Origin of the sequence: Verrucosispora sp. ts21 (assembly GCF_002879555.1) — a bacterium.
In the GTDB taxonomy this organism is placed as follows: Bacteria; Actinomycetota; Actinomycetes; order Mycobacteriales; family Micromonosporaceae; genus Micromonospora; species Micromonospora gifhornensis.
In genome coordinates, this window is sequence record NZ_PNOZ01000011.1 from 55,135 (window position 1) to 72,432 (window position 17,298).

13 protein-coding genes are annotated in these 17,298 nt (G+C 71.7%); 8 read left to right on the top strand and 5 right to left on the bottom strand.

All coding sequences use genetic code 11. The features are described from left to right. Positions 1–38 precede the first annotated feature (38 nt). Positions 39–2,207 (bottom strand): Gfo/Idh/MocA family oxidoreductase, encoded by a 2,169-nt coding sequence (locus C1A38_RS06950; protein ID WP_102656997.1) that lies wholly within the window; start codon positions 2,205–2,207, stop codon positions 39–41. Between the two features lie 173 nt (positions 2,208–2,380). On the opposite strand from C1A38_RS06950, the gene wecB reads away from it, so the two are divergent. Further along, positions 2,381–3,466: a non-hydrolyzing UDP-N-acetylglucosamine 2-epimerase gene (gene wecB, locus C1A38_RS06955; RefSeq protein ID WP_199180113.1), complete on the top strand. Its 1,086-nt coding sequence runs from the start codon at positions 2,381–2,383 to the stop codon at positions 3,464–3,466. A gap of 81 nt (positions 3,467–3,547) precedes the next feature. On the opposite strand, the gene pgm is transcribed toward wecB, so the two are convergent. Together pgm and glgC are read right to left on the bottom strand one after the other, a co-directional pair. Beyond that, on the bottom strand, positions 3,548–5,194 hold the full coding sequence (pgm, locus tag C1A38_RS06960) for a phosphoglucomutase (alpha-D-glucose-1,6-bisphosphate-dependent) (protein WP_102656998.1): 1,647 nt from the start codon (positions 5,192–5,194) through the stop codon (positions 3,548–3,550). Then, positions 5,191–6,423, bottom strand: a complete 1,233-nt coding sequence (gene glgC, locus C1A38_RS06965) for a glucose-1-phosphate adenylyltransferase (RefSeq protein WP_102656999.1) — start codon at positions 6,421–6,423, stop codon at positions 5,191–5,193. Before glgC ends, pgm begins: the two co-directional genes overlap by 4 nt. Before the next feature lie 71 nt (positions 6,424–6,494). Between glgC and glgA the strand changes: the two genes are divergently transcribed. Then, on the top strand, positions 6,495–7,718 hold the full coding sequence (gene glgA / locus C1A38_RS06970; protein WP_102657000.1) for a glycogen synthase: 1,224 nt from the start codon (positions 6,495–6,497) through the stop codon (positions 7,716–7,718). Here the strand turns inward: glgA and C1A38_RS06975 are convergent. Beyond that, positions 7,708–8,154, bottom strand: a complete 447-nt coding sequence (locus C1A38_RS06975) for a type II toxin-antitoxin system VapC family toxin (protein ID WP_233196679.1) — start codon at positions 8,152–8,154, stop codon at positions 7,708–7,710. The two genes, glgA and C1A38_RS06975, sit on opposite strands and share 11 nt — an antisense overlap. A gap of 13 nt (positions 8,155–8,167) precedes the next feature. Further along, positions 8,168–8,407 (bottom strand): AbrB/MazE/SpoVT family DNA-binding domain-containing protein, encoded by a 240-nt coding sequence (locus C1A38_RS06980; RefSeq protein WP_102657002.1) that lies wholly within the window; start codon positions 8,405–8,407, stop codon positions 8,168–8,170. A 118-nt stretch (positions 8,408–8,525) separates the two neighbouring features. Here C1A38_RS06980 and C1A38_RS06985 point away from each other — a divergent pair, with 118 nt between their 5' ends. The 6 genes from C1A38_RS06985 to glgB all read left to right on the top strand — a co-directional run bounded on the left by C1A38_RS06985 (position 8,526) and on the right by glgB (position 17,296). After that, a complete protein-coding gene (locus tag C1A38_RS06985) occupies positions 8,526–9,140 on the top strand; it encodes a TetR/AcrR family transcriptional regulator (RefSeq protein WP_102657003.1) in 615 nt (204 codons plus the stop codon). After that, the gene (locus C1A38_RS06990; RefSeq protein WP_102657004.1) at positions 9,137–10,366 is read left to right on the top strand and encodes an NADH:flavin oxidoreductase; all 1,230 of its coding nucleotides are present in this window, start codon (positions 9,137–9,139) and stop codon (positions 10,364–10,366) included. Before C1A38_RS06985 ends, C1A38_RS06990 begins: the two co-directional genes overlap by 4 nt. A gap of 15 nt (positions 10,367–10,381) precedes the next feature. Next, positions 10,382–12,097, top strand: a complete 1,716-nt coding sequence (locus C1A38_RS06995) for a 3-ketosteroid-delta-1-dehydrogenase (RefSeq protein ID WP_102657005.1) — start codon at positions 10,382–10,384, stop codon at positions 12,095–12,097. Positions 12,098–12,198: 101 nt separating this feature from the next. Continuing rightward, a complete protein-coding gene (locus tag C1A38_RS07000) occupies positions 12,199–13,044 on the top strand; it encodes an SDR family oxidoreductase (RefSeq protein WP_102657006.1) in 846 nt (281 codons plus the stop codon). A 62-nt stretch (positions 13,045–13,106) separates the two neighbouring features. Continuing rightward, positions 13,107–15,206, top strand: a complete 2,100-nt coding sequence (locus C1A38_RS07005) for an alpha-1,4-glucan--maltose-1-phosphate maltosyltransferase (protein ID WP_102657007.1) — start codon at positions 13,107–13,109, stop codon at positions 15,204–15,206. Next, positions 15,194–17,296 carry a 1,4-alpha-glucan branching protein GlgB gene (gene glgB, locus C1A38_RS07010; RefSeq protein WP_102657008.1) on the top strand — a complete coding sequence of 701 codons (2,103 nt, stop codon included), beginning with the start codon at positions 15,194–15,196 and terminating at the stop codon, positions 17,294–17,296. The genes C1A38_RS07005 and glgB overlap by 13 nt, the downstream gene beginning before the upstream one ends. The last annotated feature ends 2 nt before the right edge of the window (positions 17,297–17,298 follow it).

Consider the following 17,298-nt stretch of genomic DNA (forward strand, 5'->3'; position numbering starts at 1 on the left):
CGGCGGTCGGCTTCGGCCGACCGCCGCCCTTGATCACGTCACGAGCCGAGTGGGACGCTCACGCTGACGTCGTCGCCCGCCCGCGTGGGCGGAATCGACGGCTGTTCGGCGAGGCCGGTGAGCGCCGCGACCGCGGCCAGCGCCGTCCGGGTGGTGACGAACGAGGCCTCGATCTCCCGCTCGTCGGACCGGTGCCCGACGATCGTCTGCCGGACCAGGGCGAGCAGCTGCTGGTGGCCCTTGCCCGCGGCCACCCGCCGCACCTCCCGGCCGTCGACCTCCAGCCGCCGGAAGTCGTCGATCAGTACGGTGTGTCCACGGCCGAGGATCTCCACCCGCTCCTTGGGGGTGCTCCGGTTACCGCCGGTGCAGTAGGTGATCGTCGCGGTGGAGCCGTCCGGGTATCCGAGCAGGATGCTGACGTCCTCTTCCAGCCCCGGCTCACCCCGTCCGCCACCGTACGCGTGCACCACGCTCGGTGCCGTCCCCACCAGCCACGACGCGAGGTCGATGAAGTGGCACACCTCGCCGCGGATCCGGCCGCCCTGCCGTCGGTCGTGGTACCAGTGCGAGTCGGGCAACCGTCCCGCGTTGATCCGGTACGCGACCGTCACCGGCCCGCCACCGGCGGCCAGGATCTTCTTCGCGTGGCCCACCATCGGCGCGTACCGTCGGTTGAAGCCGACGAACAGGTGACCGGAGTTGCGGCGGTAGGCGGCGACGACCTCGTCGAGTTCGTCCTGCGTCAACGCCAGTGGTTTCTCCACGAACACGTGCTTGCCGGCGTCCAGCGCCTGCCGGACCAGGCCGGCGTGCGAGTCGTGCCGACTGAGGACGAACACCACGTCGATGTCGTCGCGGCCGATCAGGTCCGCTGCGGTCCCGACCACCAGCGGGATGTCGTTGCGCTCGGCGAGGTGTCGTGCGGACAGCCCCTTGGCGGAGGTGACGGCGGCGAGGTCGTCCGCCCAGCCGGCGGCCTTGAGCGCGGGCAGGAACGTGGCCTTCGCGTAGAGCCCGGCGCCGATCAGCCCGGCCCGGGACCGCGACGAGGCACGGCGGGGCTGCAGCAGCACCGCGTCGGCGCGAGGTTCGGTCGGGGCCGCGTAGCTCAGTTGCACCGCGAGCGAGCGTGGGTCGGCGGCCAGCGCCTCGTACGCCGCGGTCGCCTGCGCCACCTCGAACACGTGGGTGACCAGGTCGTCGACCGCGACCCGACCGCTGTCGACCAGGTCGAGGTAGGTCTCGATGTTGCCGCGCGCCGTCCAGCGCACGTGCCCGGCCGGGTAGTCGACGCCCCACTCCTCGTAGGCCCGGTCGTAGCGGCCGGGACCGTAGCTGCGGGCGAACCGCAGGTCCAGTTCGCGCTCGTAGAACGCCCGCCGGTCGAGTTCCAACCCGACGTCGCCGACCACGACCAGCCGGGCGCGGTCCCGGGCGATCTCGGCGCTGCGGGTGACCGGCCCCGAGGAGCGGGTCGCCGCGGTGATCAGGACCGCGTCGACGCCCCGCCCCCGGGTCAGTTCCATGATCTGTTCGGTGGTCGCCGCGCCGGCCTCGACCAGGCCTGTCGCACCGCCGCTGGTGGCCAGTTCGGCAGTCCACTCGCGCAGGTCCACACCGATGACGCGAAGCCCCGAGGCGAGCGCCAACCGGACCGTCAGCTGCCCGACCAGACCGAGGCCGACGACGGCGACCGTGCCACCCACCCCCACCTCGGCCTGCCGCAGTCCCTGCATCGCGATGGCTGCCACCGCGCCGAAGGCGGCGGCCTGGTCCGACACCCCATCGGGTACGGGGACCGCGAGCAGGCCGGGCACCGTCTGGTACTCGGCGTGCCCCGCCGAGGCCGTGGCGACCCGCATGCCCGGCCGCAGACCGTCGGTGGCGGCACCGGCGGCGACCACCACGCCGGTGGCGCTGTACCCCAGCGGCATGTCCTCGTCGAGTCGGCCACGCACCGCCGCGAGCGTCGTCCGCACACCGTCCGTGCGGGCTTTGTGCACGACCTGCCGCACCAGGTCCGGCCGGGCCCGTGCCTTGCTCAGCAGGCTCGCCGACGCCAGTTCGCGGACGGCACGTTCGGTCCCGGCGGAGAGCAGGGACCGGCGTACGGCCACGAGCACCTCGGTGGCGGTCGGTTCGGGTTGCGGAACCTCGACGATCCTGACCTCGCCACCGGACACGGACTGGACGACCTGCTTCACGGGACCTGCCTTCGGGGAGAACACCTGGCGTCCGCGACAGCCAGCCCTTCCGGCGGTGCACACAGTGACGCCTCCGTCGCACCAAATTGTACGGTGAATACCATTACCAAACCGGATAACTTGTATCATTGGCGCGTCATTGAACAATAGCTGCCGAATCATGCGAGGAATATTTGTCTACCGCCACGGTTCTGCACATCGCCGGCGCGCGTCCCAACTTTCCGAAAGCGGCGCCGGTGATCCGTGCGCTCGACGGTCACGACGTCGCCCAGCGTCTGGTGCACACCGGACAGCACTACGACGAGCGCATGTCCGAGGTCTTCTTCCGGCAGCTCGGGCTCCCCGAACCGGACGAGAACCTGGCCGTCGGCTCCGGCAGCCACGGGCGGCAGACCGCCGACATGATGGTGCGGCTCGAAACGTCCTTCCAGGAGGCCGACCCCGACCTGGTGGTCGTCTACGGCGACGTCAACTCGACGCTGGCGGCCACCCTGGTCGCCACGAAGCTCGCCATCCCGGTGGCGCACGTGGAAGCCGGGCTGCGCAGCTTCAACCGCGCCATGCCGGAGGAGATCAACAGACTGGTCACCGACCGGCTGTCCGAACTGCTCTTCGCCACCAGCCCGGACGCGCTGGTGCACCTCGGCAACGAGGGGATCGCCGCGGAGAAGGTGCACTTCGTCGGCAACCCGATGATCGATACGCTGCTGGCCAACCTGCCCCGGTTCGACGCGGCCGCCATCCGCGGCCAACTGGGCCTACCCGAGCAGTACGTGGTGGCCACCCTGCACCGACCAGCCAACGTGGACGAACCCGGCGACGCCGCCGAACTGGCCAAGGCCATGCACGGTGTCGCCGACCAGATCGAGGTCGTGCTCCCGCTGCACCCGCGCGGCCGGCAACGGCTCGCCGCCGCCGGCCTGTACCCGTATCCCGGAATCCGGGTCATCGAGCCCCTGGGCTACCTGGAGTTCCTCAGCCTCGTCCGGGGTGCCCGGGCGGTCGTCACCGACTCCGGTGGCGTCCAGGAGGAGACGACGGTGCTGGGCGTGCCGTGCCTGACCCTGCGGGCCGAGACGGAACGCCCGGTGACCATCACCCACGGCACGAACCGGCTGGTGACCCGGGCCGGCCTGGTCGACGAGGTACGCACCCTGCTGGCCGCCGACCGGCACGCCGCCGACTGGCCGGTGCCGCCGCTGTGGGACGGCCGAGCCGGTGAACGCATCGCCGCGGTGATCGCCGAATTCCTCCGCTGAGCCGGAGTCCCCCGACTGAGCCGGAGTCCTCCGGCTGAGCCGGCTTCGTCCGGTCGAGGCCGCCGGCCGGGCAGGGGCTGCCTACGCGCCGGCGAGCACCGAGTCGACCACGTCCTTGGCCTCCTGCTGGATCCGGGCCAGATGCTCCGGCCCCTGGAAGGACTCGGCGTAGATCTTGTACACGTCCTCGGTGCCGGACGGGCGGGCCGCGAACCAGCCCGACTCGGTGGTCACCTTCAGCCCGCCGATCGGTGCCCCGTTGCCGGGCGCCGTGGTGAGCGTGGCGGTGATCGGCTCACCGGCGAGTTCGGTGGCGCGTACCTGCTCCGGGGAGAGCTTGCCGAGCACGGCCTTCTGCTCCCGGGTGGCCGGGGCGTCGATCCGGGCGTACGCGGGCGCACCGAAACGCTCGGCCAACTCGGCCCAGTGCTCGCTCGGCGTACGGCCGGTCATCGCGATGATCTCGGAGGCGAGCAGGCAGAGCAGGATGCCGTCCTTGTCGGTGGTCCAGGTGCCGCCGTCGCGGCGCAGGAACGACGCTCCCGCGCTCTCCTCCCCACCGAAGCCGACCGTGCCGTCGAGCAGCCCGGGCACGAACCACTTGAAGCCGACCGGCACCTCCAGCAGCGGACGCCCGAGGTCGGCCGCCACCCGGTCGATCATCGATGAGGAGACCAGGGTCTTGCCGACCGCCGCGGCCGGACCCCACTGCTCACGGGTGCCGAACAGGTGGGCGATCGCCACGGCCAGGTAATGGTTCGGGTTCATCAGCCCGGCGTCCGGGGTGACGATGCCGTGCCGGTCGGCGTCGGCGTCGTTGCCGGTGGCCACCTGGTAGTCCGCGCGCATGGCGATCAGCGACGCCATCGCGTTCGGCGAGGAGCAGTCCATCCGGATCTTGCCGTCGCCGTCCAGGGTCATGAACCGCCAGGTCGGATCGACGGTCGGGTTGACCACGCTCAGGTCGAGGCGGTGCCGCTCGGCGATCTCACCCCAGTAGGCGACGCTGGCACCGCCGAGCGGGTCGGCGCCGATGCGGACCCCGGCGGCACGGATCGCGTCCAGGTCGAGCACCGCAGGCAGGTCGTCGACGTACGCACCGAGGAAGTCGTACGTGCCGGTGGTGTCGACGGCGCGGGCCCGCGCGTACGGGATGCGGCGCACCTCCTTGCCCCCGGCGGCGAGGATCGCGTTCGCCCGGTCCTGGATCCACTTCGTGGCGTCGGAGTCGGCCGGGCCGCCATGGGTGGGGTTGTACTTGAACCCGCCGTCGTCCGGCGGATTGTGCGACGGGGTGATCACGATGCCGTCGGCGAGCCCGGCGGTGCGGCCCCGGTTGTGGGTGAGGATCGCGTGCGACACCGCCGGGGTGGGGGTGTAGCCGTCACGGCTGTCCAGCAGCACGGTGACCCCGTTGGCGGCGAGCACCTCCAGCGCGTCGACGGCGGCCGGCGCGGACAGCGCGTGGGTGTCCCGGCCGAGGAAGAGCGGCCCGTCGATGCCCTGGGCCTGGCGGTAGTCGCAGAGCGCCTGGGTGACGGCGAGGATGTGGTCCGAGTTGAAGGCGTTGCGCAGGCTCGACCCGCGGTGCCCCGAGGTGCCGAAGGAGACCTGCTGGGCCGGGTCGGCGGGATCCGGATGCTCGGCGTAGTAGGCAGTCACCAGCCGAGGCACGTCAACCAGGTCGGCGGGCTGAGCCGGTTGCCCGGCACGGGAATGACTGCTCATGGCTCCACCTTCTGACCTTTGCCGATGACCACGATGCCGTTGTCGGAGACGGTGTAGCGCTGCCTGTCGCGCTCCAGATCGACGCCGATCTCGGCGCCCTCGGGAACGTGGACATTCTTGTCCAGGATGGCCCGGCGCACCACCGCGTGCCGGCCGATCTCGACACCTTCCATCAGCACCGAACCGTCCACGTGCGCCCAGGAGTGCACCTTCACCTTGGGCGAGACGATCGAGTTCTCCACAAGTGAGCCGGAGATCACCGCACCGGGCGAGACCATCGAGGCGACCGCCCGGCCGACCCGCTCACCCCACTGGTGCACGAACTTGGCCGGCGGGTACGGCGGCTGCTCGGTGTAGATCGGCCAGTCGAAGTTGTAGAGGTTGAACACCGGGTGGACGTTGATCAGATCCATGTGCGCGTCGTAGAAGGAGTCCAGGGTTCCCACGTCACGCCAGTAGCCCCGGTCCCGGTCGGTGCTGCCGGGCACCTCGTTGTCGCGGAAGTCGTAGACGTTCGCCTCGCCCCGCTCGACAAGCATCGGGATGATGCTGCCGCCCATGTCGTGCTTGCTGGAGCGGTCCTCGGCGTCCCGCTCGACCGCGTCGATGAGCGCCCGCGTGGTGAAGACGTAGTTGCCCATCGAGGCGTAGATCTCGTCGGGCGCGTCGGGCAGCCCCACCGCGTCGGTGGGCTTCTCCCGGAAGGCCCGGATCCGCCGGCCGTCCTCGGCGACCTCGATGACACCGAACTGGTCGGCCATGGACAGCGGCTGCCGGATGCCGGCCACGGTCACGGCTGCCCCGGAGGCGATGTGCTCCTCCACCATCTGCCGGGGGTCCATCCGGTAGATGTGGTCGGCACCGAAGACGATCACGTAGTCGGGCTGCTCGTCGTAGATCAGGTTGAAGCTCTGGTAGATCGCGTCCGCCGAGCCGGCGAACCACCACGGGCCCCGGCGCTGCTGCGCGGGCACCGGCGTGACGTAGTTGCCGAGCAACGTCGACATCCGCCAGGTCTTGGTGATGTGCCGGTCGAGGGAGTGGGACTTGTACTGGGTCAGCACGACGATCTTGAGGTACCCGGCGTTGGCCAGGTTGGAGAGGACGAAGTCGACCATGCGGTACATCCCGCCGAACGGGACGGCCGGCTTGGCCCGGTCCGCGGTGAGCGGCATCAGGCGCTTGCCCTCTCCGCCGGCCAGGACGATCGCGAGCACCTTCTCAGCCATGACCAGACGCTATCCATCCCGGTGCCGCTTCACCACTCGTACGGGCACACTTCTGCACTAGGGTGCCGGGCATGACCGACTCCACCGGACTGCGCGTCGATTTGCTCACCCGGGAGTACCCGCCGGAGGTCTACGGCGGCGCCGGGGTGCACGTCGAGTACCTGGCCCGGGAACTGCGCCGGCTCGCCGAGGTCCGGGTGCACTGCTTCGGCGCACCGCGCACCGAGCCGGGCGTGCGGGCGTACCCGGAACCGGCGGGCCTGGCCGGCGCGAACCCGGCGCTGCGGACCATGGGCGTCGACCTGGAGATGGCCGCCGGGTGTGCCGGCGCGGACGTGGTGCACAGCCACACCTGGTACGCCAACCTGGCCGGGCACACCGCGAAGCTGCTGTACGGGGTGCCGCACGTGGTGACCGCGCACAGCCTGGAGCCGCTGCGCCCGTGGAAGGCCGAACAGCTCGGCGGCGGGTACGCCCTCTCCTCCTGGTGCGAACGCACCGCCTACGAGTCGGCCGACGCGATCGTGGCGGTCAGCGCCGGCATGCGCCGGGACGTGCTGACCGCGTACCCGTCGATCGATCCGGACCGGGTGCACGTGATCTACAACGGCATCGACACCGCGCAGTACGCCCCGGACCCGGGCACGGACGTGCTGGCCCGACTCGGCATCGACCCGGCCCTGCCCAGCGTGGTCTACGTCGGGCGGATCACCCGGCAGAAGGGTCTGCCGCACCTGCTGCGCGCCGCCCGCAACCTGCCCCCGCAGACGCAGCTCGTGCTGTTGGCCGGCGCACCGGACACGCCGGAGATCGCCGCCGAGGTGGAGGGTCTGGTCGCCGAGCTGCGGGCGAGCCGGTCCGGGGTGATCTGGGTGGCCGAGATGCTGCCCAAGCCCGAGGTGATCCAGGTGCTCACCCACGCCACCATCTTCGTCTGCCCCTCGGTGTACGAGCCGATGGGCATCGTCAACCTGGAGGCGATGGCCTGCGAGACCGCAGTGGTCGCCACCGCCACCGGCGGCATCCCCGAGGTGGTCGCCGACGGCGAGACGGGCCTGCTGGTCCCGATCGAGCAGGCCGGTCTGGACGGCACGCCCGCCGACCCGGCCCGCTTCGAGGCCGACCTGGCAGCGCGGATGAACGAGCTGCTGGCCTCCCCCGACCACGCCGCCGCCCTGGGCCGGGCCGGACGTCGCCGGGCGGTCGAGCACTTCTCCTGGGACGCGATCGCCGCCCGCACCCTCGCGCTCTACGAGCAGGTGAGGAAGGGCCCCCTGTCAACGCCTACGGCGTAGCCGGGCGGCCCTCGGGCGCGATCAGCGTCAAGGTCGGGAAATACGTGCGGTAGCGGCTGCTGTCGCGGGTGAGTAGGCGGTAGCGGCACACCGCCGCGTGTGCCCCGATGTAAAAGTCGGCAATCGGCGAACGCTTGGCGCCGCCCTGCCTGCGGTATCGCGCGTACGCCTTGCCGGCGAGGAAGCCTGCGGAGTACGGCAGCTCCTCGCGGAGGAAGTCTGTGGCGGGCAGGGCATCGTCGAGGTCCTCAACCCGCGTGAACCGCACGGACACCTCGGCGTACACGATGGGGTTGATCACCAGCACGCCGGCGTCACGCGCGGCAGCCAGTGCCTCAGCCGCCCAGTCGGCCCACTTCGGATCGTCGGTGAAGATGTCCAGCAGGACGTTGGTGTCGACCAGAGTCGCGATCGTGTCGTGTGCCCGGTTGGCCACACCCCGGATCCGTTCAGTCGCCACGAAGCAGATCCATCAGGTCGTCGGTCGACATGCCCTCCATCTCCCGGGCACCGCCCCGGCCACGCATGTGCCGAACCAGGCGTCGCCCACGGGTCTCGGCATCCTCGACGCGCACGATGCGCAGGGCGCCACCTTCCTCGATCACGTCCACCTCGTCGCCCTCGTGCAAGTTGTACCGAACGCGCAGCTCGGCCGGGATGGTCACCTGCCCCTTGCTGTTCAACTTCATGACTGCCCCCCTGATACGTAATACACACGATACGTGTTACAGGCGGATGCCGACAGGTGACCCATCAGCATCAGCCCCGATTATTGACGCTTCCTGCCAAAAATGATTCACTTGTGGCATGGCCTCGGAACCCTCGCCCACCCCGCGCCGACGTGGTCGACCCACCGTGCTCGATCCCGAAGCGGTCGGCACCGCGGCCCTGCGGCTGTGGGCGGAGCGCGGCTACGGTGCCACCGGCTGGGACGACATCTCCGCGGCCACCGGGATCAGCGCCCGCACCCTGATGCGGCACTTCCCGTCCAAGGCCGCCGTTGCCTGGGTGGGGGTGCCCGCCGCCACCCGGCGGCTGACCGAGACGTTCCGCACGCTGCCCCTCGACATCCCGCTGTCGGACGCGCTGCGCGCCGCCGTGGTCGCCTCCGTCTCCGACGACGCGCTCGTGCTCAGCGCGGGCGGGTACTGGATGCGGGTCGTCGCCGAGGAACCCGAGCTGGCGGAAGCCTCCGCCCGCGCCTACGCGCCCTGGACCGAGGCCCTCGCCCGGGAGATCGCCCGGCGTCGACCGGGAGCGCCGAGCGCGATCTACCACGCCGTCGCCACCGCGTACCGCGAGGCGGCCCAGGCCGCGCTGTACGACTGGGCCCGCAGCCCCGACGGCTCGCCCGCCCTCGCCGTCGACGCCCTGCTGCGTCGGTTGGACATCCGCATCACCACACCCGAGGAAGCCCCGTGACCACCACCCGCCCGATTCCCGACCCGCTGGCCCCCGCCACCCTCGGCCCGGTACGCCTGCGCAACCGGGTCATCAAGTCCGCCACCTTCGAGGGGGCGACCCCGGACGCCCTGGTCACCGACCGCCTGATCGAGTACCACACCGCTGTGGGTCGCGGCGGCGTCGGCATGACGACTGTCGCCTACCTCGCCGTCGCGCCCGAGGGGCGCACCGAACGGGGCCAGGTCTACTGGCGGCCCGAGGCGTTGCCCGGGCTGCGGCGGCTGACCGAGGCGGTGCACGCCACCGGCGCCAAGGTCAGCGCCCAGATCGGGCACGCCGGCCCGGTGGCCAACTCCCGCTCGAACGGGCTGCCCTCGCTCGCCGCATCGGCGCGGTTCAACCCCCTGTCGATGGGCTTCGACCGCGCCGCGACCCACGACGACATCCACCGCATCGTGGCCGCCCACGGCAGCGCCGCCGCGGCGGCGCGCGAGGTGGGCTTCGACGCCGTCGAGGTGCACCTGGGCCACACCTACCTCGCCGGATCGTTCCTGTCGCCGAAGCTCAACCGACGCCGGGACGAGTTCGGCGGTGCGCTGGCCAACCGCGCCGAGTTCGCACGCCGGATCCTGGCCGCCGTCAAGGAGGCCGCCGGCGACAACGTGGCCGTCATCGCCAAGATGAACATGAGCGACGGCGTGCCCGGCGGTTTCGACCTCGACGAGTCGATCCCGTTCGCCCGGATGCTCCAGGCCGACGGGCACCTGGACGCCCTGGAACTCACCGGCGGGTCCTCGCTGCTCAACCCGATGTTCCTGTTCCGGGGCGACATCCCGCTCGCGGCGATGGCCGCGCCCCAGCCGCCGCTGCTGCGGCTCGGGATGAAGATGTTCGGCCGGTTCCTGTTCCGCGACTACCCCTACCAGCCGCTCTACTTCCGCGACCTCGCGCTCCAGTTCCGCCGCGAGCTGTCCATGCCGCTGATTCTGCTCGGCGGCGTCACCGACCTCGACGGGATGCGCACGGCCATGAGCGACGGCTTCGAGTACGTCGCCATGGCCCGCGCCCTGCTCAGGGAGCCGGACCTGATCAACAAGATCCGCCGCGACGCCACCACCCGGTCGCGCTGCACCCACTGCAACCTCTGCGCCGCCAGCATCTTCACCGGCACCCACTGCCCCCTGGACACCGAGGGGACGACGGCGCTCGTCGCCGCCGGCACCCGGCCCGTCGTCGCCCCATAAGCAAGGAGTTCCCCGATGTCCGTACCCCGGCAGCCCCGGCCCACCTCGGTCGACCTCGTCGTGATCGGCTCCGGCACCGGCCTGGCCGCCGCGCTCAGCGCCCACGAGGCCGGCCTCTCCGTCGTGGTCGTGGAGAAGTCGCGCTGGGTCGGCGGCTCCACGGCACGCTCCGGCGGCGCCTTCTGGATCCCCGCCAATCCCGTGCTGACCGCCGAGGGCTCCGGGGACACGCCCGAGCGCGGTGCGGCGTACCTGGAGGCCGTCGTGGACGGCTCGGCGCCCGAACAGCGCTGGCGCAGCTTCCTCGAGCACGGCACCGCCACGATCGAGATGCTCACCCGGACCACCCCGATGCGCTTCCTCTGGGCCCGCGGCTACTCCGACTACCACCCGGAGTTGCCCGGCGGCACCGCCGACGGCCGGAGCTGCGAGTGCCGTCCGCTCGACCTGAAGGTCCTCGGTGCCGATCGGGCGCGGCTGCGTCCCGCCGTTCTCTCCGCGCCCGTGCCCATGCCGGTCACCGGCGCGGACTACAAGTGGCTCAACCTGATGGCGAAGACCCCGTTTCGCGCGCTGCCCCGCATCGTGACCCGCCTCGCCCAGGGCCTCGGCGGCCTCGCGCTCGGGCGCGAGTACGCCGCCGGCGGCCAGGCCATCGCCGCCGGCCTGTTCGCCGGCGTCCGCCGCGCCGGCATCCCGGTCTGGACCGAGACGGCGCTGGAGCGGCTCCTGGTCGAGGGGGACCGGGTCGTCGGGGCCGAGCTGCGCCACGGGGATACGACGTTCGCCGTACGGGCCGAGCGGGGTGTCGTGCTCGCCACCGGCGGCTTCGACCACGACCTGCCGCTGCGGCACACCCACCACCACCGCGACCTGGGCGACTGGAGCCTCGGCGCGGACAGCAACACCGGCGACGGGATCCGCGCCGCGCAGGAGGCGGGCGCCGGCACCGACCTGATGGAGCAGGCGTGGTGGTTCCCCGCCGTCGCGCCGGTCGGCGACGCCGCGCCGTCGGTGCTCCTCGCCGAGCGTTCCCTGCCCGGGTCGCTCATGGTGGACGGCACGGGCCGCCGGTTCGTCAACGAGTCCTGCGACTACATGACGTTCGGGCAGCGGGTGCTCGGCCTCGCCCGCGAAGGTGGGGCGTTGCCGGCCATGTGGCTGGTCTTCGACAAGCGGTACCGCAACAGCTACGTCTTCGCCGGCACGCAGTTCCCCCGCGCCCCGCTGCCGAAGTCCTGGTACGAGGCGGGCATCGCGCACCGCGCGGGCAACCCGGGTGACCTCGCCCGGTCGATGGGCGTGGACGCCGACGCGTTGAGCGCCACCCTGGCACGGTTCAACCAGCTCGCCGCCGCGGGCGTGGACGACGACTTCGCGCGGGGCGCCAGCGCGTACGACCGCTACTACGGCGATCCGACGGTGACGCCGAACCCGAACCTGCGGCCGCTGGCCGGCACCCTGTACGCCGTCCGGGTCGTCCTGTCCGACCTCGGGACCTGCGGCGGGATCCGGGCCGACGGCCTCGGCCGGGCGCTGTCCGACCAGGGGACCCCGGTCCCCGGGCTGTACGCCATCGGCAACGCCGCCGCCAACGCCTTCGGCCGCACCTACCCGGGGGCCGGGGCGACCATCGGGCAGGGCCTGGTCTACGGCTACATCGTCGGACGGCACGCGGCGGGCAAGCTCCCCGCCGCCGACCCGGCCCCGGAGAACCAGACGGCGGAATAGGCACGGTTTTGGCGCACCCGGGGCCGCCGGGCGTGCCAGCATCCGGCAGGACGCAAGGGGCCGATCCGGACCGACCGTCGGCGAAGCGGAGAGGAACCGAGATGGGTACGTACGCGGTGACCGGCGCGGCCTCGGGCATGGGTCGGGCGTCCGCCGAACGGCTGCGCCGCGACGGGCACACCGTCGTCGGCGTGGACCTGCGGGACGTGGAGGTGATCGCCGACCTCTCCACGCCGACCGGGCGCGCGGCGGCGGCCACCGAGGTGCTGGAGCGCGCCGGCGGGCGGCTCGACGGGGCGGTCTGCGCCGCCGGGCTCGGCGGCATCCCCGGCCGGGACCAGCTCGTGCAGCAGGTCAACTTCTTCGGCGTGGTGGAGCTGCTCGAGGCGTGGCGACCGACGCTGGCTGCGGCCGGCAACAGCAAGGTCGTGGTGTTCGGCTCGAACTCCGTCACGCTCACCCCGATGGTGCCGGAGCGCGCCGTGCGGGCCCTGCTCGACCGCGACGCCGGCCGGGCGCTGCGCGTGGTGGGGCGCTTCGGCAAGCGCTCGGCGCCGTTCGCGTACGCGAGCTCGAAGCTGGCGGTGACGCGGTGGGCGCGCCACGCCGCGATCTCGCCGGAGTGGGCCGGCGCCGGCATCCGGGTGAACGTCCTGGCCCCCGGCATCATCGCCACCCCGCTGCTGGAGGAGCAGATGGCCCGGGGCGAGAGGGAGGCGGTCGAAGGGCTGCCGGTGCCGATCGGCGGGCGCGGCAAGCCGGCGGACGTCGGCGAGTGGGTGGCGTTCATGCTCTCGCCGGCCGCCGACTTCCTCTGCGGTTCGGTGATCTTCCTGGACGGCGGCTCGGACGCCTACTTCCGCACCGACGACTGGCCCGTCTCGACCGGCCCGGTCGGGGTGCTGCGCTACCTGCGGCGCGCCAAGGCGTGGCGGGCGCGGCGCTGACCGGCGTGGTGGAAGCAGCGCGCAATCGAGCGCGAAAGGATCTCGCGCAGTAGGTTGACGGGGTGACTGGACGGTTCCCGATCGAAGACGTCTCCCCCGTCGTCTCCTGCGGACGTTATCCGGCCCGCGCCGTCGTCGGGGAACTGGTGCCGGTGTCGGCGACCGCGTACCGCGAAGGGCACGACGCGCTCGGCTGCAACGTGGTCTGGCTCGGGCCGGACGGTCGGGCCCGTCCGTTCACCCGGATGCGGCCCGGGGAGCCCGGACGGGACCGGTGGCACGCCACCATCACCCCCGACGCGGTCGGCGAGTGGATCTTCACGGTGGAGGCGTTCAGCGACCCGTACCTGACCTGGCACAACGCGGTGACCAAGAAGATCGCCGCCGGCCAGAGCGCGGAAGACCTGACCAACGACCTGGCCGAGGGCGTACGGGTGCTGACCGCCGCCGCCGACCTGGTGCCGGCGGCGCAGCGGGCCCGGATCGAGCAGGCTGTGGCCGCCCTGGCGGACTCGACGTTGCCCCTGCCGCAGCGCAGCGCCCCGGCGCTGACCCTGGCCGATCTGCTCTGGGCGCACCCGGTGCGGGAGTTGGTCACCACCGGCGAGGAGTACCGCATCTGGGTGGACCGGGAGCGGGCTCTGTACTCCGCCTGGTACGAGTTCTTCCCCCGCTCGGAGGGGGCGATCCTGGCCACGACCGAGACACCGGCCCGCTCCGGGACCTTCGCCACCGCCACCGAACGGCTACCCGGGGTGGCGGCGATGGGCTTCGACGTGCTCTACCTGCCGCCGATCCACCCGATCGGCCGGGTCAACCGCAAGGGCCCGAACAACAGCCTGGTCGCCGGGCCGGAGGACGTGGGTTCGCCGTGGGCGATCGGCGCGGCCGAGGGCGGCCACGACGCCATCCACCCCGACCTGGGTACGCCGCAGGACTTCCGCGACTTCGTGGCCGCCGCCGCCGAACACGGCCTGGAGGTGGCGATGGACCTGGCGTTGCAGTGCGCGCCGGATCACCCGTGGGTGACCGAGCACCCGGAATGGTTCACCACCCGCGCCGACGGCAGCATCGCGTACGCGGAGAACCCGCCGAAGAAGTACCAGGACATCTACCCGCTGAACTTCGACAACGACCCCGACGGCATCCGCACGGAGATCCTGCGGGTGGTACGGCACTGGGTCGGCGAGGGCGTGAAGATCTTCCGGGTGGACAACCCGCACACCAAGCCTGTCGACTTCTGGCACTGGCTGATCTGGGAGGTCAAGCGGACCGACCCGGACGTGCTCTTCCTCGCCGAGGCGTTCACCCGACCGGCGATGATGCACGGGCTGGCCAAGGTCGGCTTCACCCAGTCGTACACGTACTTCACCTGGCGGACCTCGCCCACCGAGATGCGCGAGTACTGCGCGGAGCTGGTGGCGGCGGCCGACTACATGCGACCGAACTTCTGGCCCAACACCCCGGACATCCTGCACGAGAGCCTGCAGCACGGCGGGCCGCCGATGTTCAAGATCCGGGCGGTGCTTGCTGCGCTGCTCTCCCCCTCGTGGGGCATGTACGCCGGCTTCGAGCTGTTCGAGCACGTCGCGCGTCCGGGCGCGGAGGAGTACCTCGACAACGAGAAGTACGAGCTGCGGCCCCGGGACTGGGCGCAGGCCCAGGCGCAGGGGCGCTCCCTGGCGCCGTTCATCGCCACCCTGAACCGGGTACGCCGGGAGAATCCCGCCCTGCACCGGCTGCGCAACCTGGTCTTCCACGACATCGACAACCCTGCCCTGCTGTGCTGGTCCAAACACGACCCGGTCACCGGCAACACCGTGCTGGTGGTCTGCTCGTTCGACTCGCACACCGTGCAGTGGGGCAACACCACCCTGGACATGCCGGCGCTGGGCCTGGACTGGCACGACCGGTTCACCGTGTACGACGAGTTGACCGGGGCCGGCTACGACTGGGGGCAGCGCAACGCGGTCCGGCTCGACCCGTACCTGCATCCCGCCCACGTGCTCACCCTGCGCCGTCCAGACGCCGCCGCGTCATCCGCCGCCACGGCGATGACGGCTTCGCCCCCGCCGATCGCCACCACCGTGCCCGCCACTGCCGCCGGTCCCCGTGGCGGCACCGCCTCCGCCACGAAGGACGACGCCCGATGGACCAGCTGATCTCCGGGGAGACCCACGACCCGCACGCCGTGCTCGGTGCCCACCCGGCGAACGGCCGTACGGTGATCCGCACCCTGCGGCGGGGCGCGACCGAACTGTGCCTGCTGGTGGGTGAACAGCGGTACCCGATGACCCGGGTGCACGAGGTGGGCGTCTTCGAGGCGACCGTGCCCGGCGAGGTGCTCGACTACCGCATCGAGTGGAACGGGCAGCCGCACGACGACCCGTACCGGCACCCGCCGACCCTGGGTGAGCTGGACCTGCACCTGATCAGCGAGGGCCGGCACGAGCGGCTCTGGGAGGCCCTCGGCGCCCGCGTCCTCGACGGCGGGGTGGCGTTCACCGTCTGGGCCCCGAACGCCCGGGGCGTGCGGGTGGTCGGTGACTTCACCGGCTGGGCACCCGACGACGGCTGGCCGATGCGGTCCCTGGGCTCCACCGGCGTGTGGGAGATCTTCGTGCCCGGGGTGCAGGTGGGGGCCCGGTACAAGTACCGCATCCTCGGCGCCGACGGCTACTGGCGGGACAAGGCCGACCCGCTCGCCGGGTACGCCGAGGTGCCGCCGGCCACCGCCTCCGTGGTGCACCGCTCGACGTACAAGTGGGGCGACGCGGAATGGCTGGCGCGGCGGGCGAAGCAGCAGCCGCACCAGGAGCCGATGAGCGTGTACGAGGTGCACCTCGGCTCGTGGCGGCCCGGCCTGGGCTACCGGGAACTGGCCGAGCAGTTGGCCGCGTACGTGACGGAGCTGGGCTTCACCCACGTGGAGTTCCTGCCGGTGATGGAGCACCCGTTCGGCGGCTCCTGGGGCTACCAGGTCACCGGCTACTTCGCCCCGACCTCCCGCTTCGGTGACCCGGACGACTTCCGTCACCTGGTGGACCGGCTGCACGCCGCCGGCATCGGGGTGATCCTGGACTGGGTGCCGGCGCACTTCCCCAAGGACGAGTGGGCCCTGGCCCGCTTCGACGGCACCCCGCTCTACGAGCACCCCGACCCGCGTCGCGGCGAGCACCCGGACTGGGGCACGTACGTCTTCGACTTCGGCCGCCGCGAGGTGCGCAACTTCCTGGTCGCCAACGCGCTCTACTGGCTTGAGGAGTTCCACGTCGACGGGCTGCGGGTCGACGCGGTCGCCTCGATGCTCTACCTGGACTACTCCCGCGCCGACGGGCAGTGGGTGCCCAACCAGTACGGCGGCCGGGAGAACCTGGAGGCCATCGCGTTCATGCAGGAGACCAACGCGACGGTCTACAAGCACCACCCCGGGGTGGTGATGATCGCCGAGGAGTCCACCGCCTGGCCGGGAGTGACCCGACCGACGAGCGACGGCGGGCTCGGGTTCGGCTTCAAGTGGAACATGGGCTGGATGCACGACACCCTGCTCTACACCTCGAAGGACCCGATTTACCGGCAGCACCACCACAATCAGCTCACCTTCTCCCTGGCGTACGCCTGGAGCGAGAACTACGTGCTGCCGATCAGCCACGACGAAGTGGTGCACGGCAAGGGTTCGCTGCTGGGCAAGATGCCCGGCGACCAGTGGCAGCGGCTGGCAAACGTGCGCGTGCTGCTGGCCTACATGTGGGCGCACCCGGGCAAGCAACTGCTGTTCATGGGCTGCGAGCTGGCCGACGACCGGGAGTGGAGCGAGGAGCGCGGCCTCGACTGGTACCTGCTGCACGACCCGGCCCGGGCCGGCGTGCAACGCCTGGTCGGCGACCTCAACCGGGTCTACCGGGACACCCCCGCGCTGTGGGCGCAGGACACCTCCCCCGCCGGTTTCCGCTGGCTCGCCGGTGACGACGTCGCCAACAACACCGTCTCGTTCGTCCGGATCGCCCCCGACGGGGCGACCCTGGTCTGCGTGGCCAACTTCTCCGCCCTACCGCTGGAGGACTACCGCATCGGCCTACCGGCCGCCGGCCCCTGGGCCGAGGTCCTCAACACCGACGCCCACCCGTACGGCGGCTCCGGCGTCGGCAACCTCGGCACCGTGCACGCCGAGCCCGTCCCCTGGCACGGCCAACCCGCCTCGGTGTCGCTGCGCGTCCCCCCACTCGGCGCCCTCTGGCTCCGCCCGGCGTAGAA